This window comes from Dietzia maris, from assembly GCF_014144855.1.
GTDB lineage: Bacteria > Actinomycetota > Actinomycetes > Mycobacteriales > Mycobacteriaceae > Dietzia > Dietzia kunjamensis.
In genome coordinates this window covers 1-2,030 of the sequence record NZ_JAALDN010000392.1, presented here as the reverse complement: position 1 = coordinate 2,030, position 2,030 = coordinate 1, and the positions used below count along the sequence as shown (strand labels likewise).

Annotated in this window: 2 protein-coding genes and 1 pseudogene; all 3 read left to right on the top strand. The window is 72.7% G+C overall.

Annotated elements, in window-relative coordinates:
* A partial coding sequence (lspA, locus tag G6024_RS12815) for a signal peptidase II (protein WP_159148869.1) occupies positions 1-586 on the top strand: 586 nt, incomplete at its 5' end.
* The gene (locus tag G6024_RS12810) at positions 579-1,505 is read left to right on the top strand and encodes an RluA family pseudouridine synthase (protein WP_159148868.1); all 927 of its coding nucleotides are present in this window, start codon (positions 579-581) and stop codon (positions 1,503-1,505) included. The genes lspA and G6024_RS12810, both read left to right, overlap by 8 nt.
* Positions 1,502-2,030 (top strand): annotated as a pseudogene (locus G6024_RS12805) (hypothetical protein); the annotation flags it as partial. The gene G6024_RS12810 and the pseudogene G6024_RS12805, both read left to right, overlap by 4 nt.

Here is a 2,030-nt window from a genome sequence, read left to right as displayed (position 1 = left end):
TGCGCCTCACAACCGTGCGCCGCACTACTTCCGGCACGGGCCGGTGGTCATGGTGGTGATCGCCGCGCTGATCGTCGCCGTCGACCAGATCGCCAAGGTCGTGGCCGTGGCGAACCTGGAGGACTCGAGGCCCATCGAGCTCATCGGCGACACGGTTCGTCTGGTCCTGCTACGCAACCCGGGCGCCGCGTTCTCCATGGGCACCGAGTTCACGGTGGTGTTGAGCATCGTCGCCACGGTCGTGGTGGCCGGCCTGCTGTGGTTCTCCCGCAGGGTCCACTCCCGGTGGTGGGCGTGGGGCCTCGGACTGATCCTGGGCGGCGCCGCCGGAAACCTGGTGGACCGCTACTTCCGCGCGCCCGGCATCCTGCAGGGCCACGTCGTGGACTACATGGCCGTCGGCTGGTGGCCCGTGTTCAACGTGGCCGACGCCAGCCTGGTCACCGGCGTGATCGTCGTGGCCGTGGCCGTGTTCCGCAACGTCGACTTCGACGGCTCGCGGGTGTCCGAGGCGCTCGCCGGCGACAAGAAGGCCCCTGCCGACCCCGCCGCCCCCGCCCACGAGAAGGACCCCGCCGATGGGTGAGGTCCGCACCTTCCCCGTCCCCGACGGGCTCGACGGCATGCGCGTCGACGCCGGTGTCTCCCGCCTCCTGGGCATCTCGCGGACCGCGGTCGCCGATCTGGCCGGCGAGGGCAAGGTCCTGCTCGACGGGCACACCGTGGGCAAGTCCGACAAGCTCACCGGGATGTCCTGGATCGAGGTCGAGATGCCCGAACCGCGGGCCGAGCCCGCCGTGGTCGCCGAGCCGGTCGAGGAAATGGCGGTCCTGTACTCGGACGCGGACATCGTCGTCGTCGACAAACCGGTCGGTGTCGCCGCGCACGCGTCCGTCGGCTGGACCGGCCCCACGGTGATCGGCGGCCTGGCCGCCGCCGGGTACCGCATCTCCACCTCCGGCCCGCCGGAGCGCAAGGGGATCGTCCACCGCCTGGACGTCGGCACGTCCGGACTGATGGTGGTGGCGGCGTCCGAACGCGCGTACACGCTGCTCAAGCGGGCGTTCCGCGACCGGACCGTCGACAAGACCTACCACGCGCTGGTGCAGGGCCACCCCGATCCGCTGTCGGGGACCATCGACGCGCCGATCGGCCGGCACACCTCGTCGGACTGGCGCTTCGCCGTCACCTCCGACGGCAAGCACTCGATCACCCACTACGACACCCTCGAGGCGCACCAGGCCGCGACGCTGGTGGAGGTCAAGCTCGAGACCGGCCGCACCCACCAGATCCGCGTGCACTTCTCCGCGCTGCATCACCCGTGCGCGGGCGACCTCACCTACGGCGCCGACCCGGTCCTGGCCAGGCGGCTCGGCCTCGAGCGGCAGTGGCTGCACGCGGTGGGGCTGGGCTTCGAGCACCCGGGCACCGGCTCGCGCGTCGACTTCACCAGCACCTACCCCGACGACCTCCAGCACGCGATCGACGTCCTGCGCTCGGCATGACCCTCGCCGCGCGGGTGCTGAAGATCGCCGGCGTGGGAGTCGTGATCGTGGTGGCGTTGGTCGCGATCCTCACCGCGCTGCGCACCGACCCGCCCCGCAGCCCTGGCGTGATGACCGACGCCCTGGGACCCGAGGACGGCGAACGCGTCGAGGACTACCTCGCCCGCGCGGCCGACTCGCTGGTCACCGCGGGCGGCGGGGGAGATGCCGCACGGGGTTCCGGCGGAGATGACGACGACCACGACGACGACAAGGCCCTCGCCTCCGACCCCGACGCCCGTCGCTGGGCCCTCGTGACCGCAGGCTGGGCGTGGACGGTCCCCGAGGCGGTCGGCGTGGTCCGGGAACTGCCGCGCGTCTCGGGGCTGTACGTGCAGGTGCCGGTCGACGGGGTCGCCATGCCCGTCACCGGGGTGACCCTGGCCGAGCCGGTGGCGGGGGAGTCGGGCCGCGAGCCCGTCTTCCACCGCGGTCTCGAACAGGTGACCCGGCGGCTCGAGGCCGGACCGCCGACCGGGCCCGGGG

Coding starts and splice junctions, on each gene's coding strand:
- G6024_RS12810 (WP_159148868.1), top strand. CDS start 579: ATGGGTGAGGTCCGCACCTTCCCCGTCCCCGACGGGCTCGACGGCATG.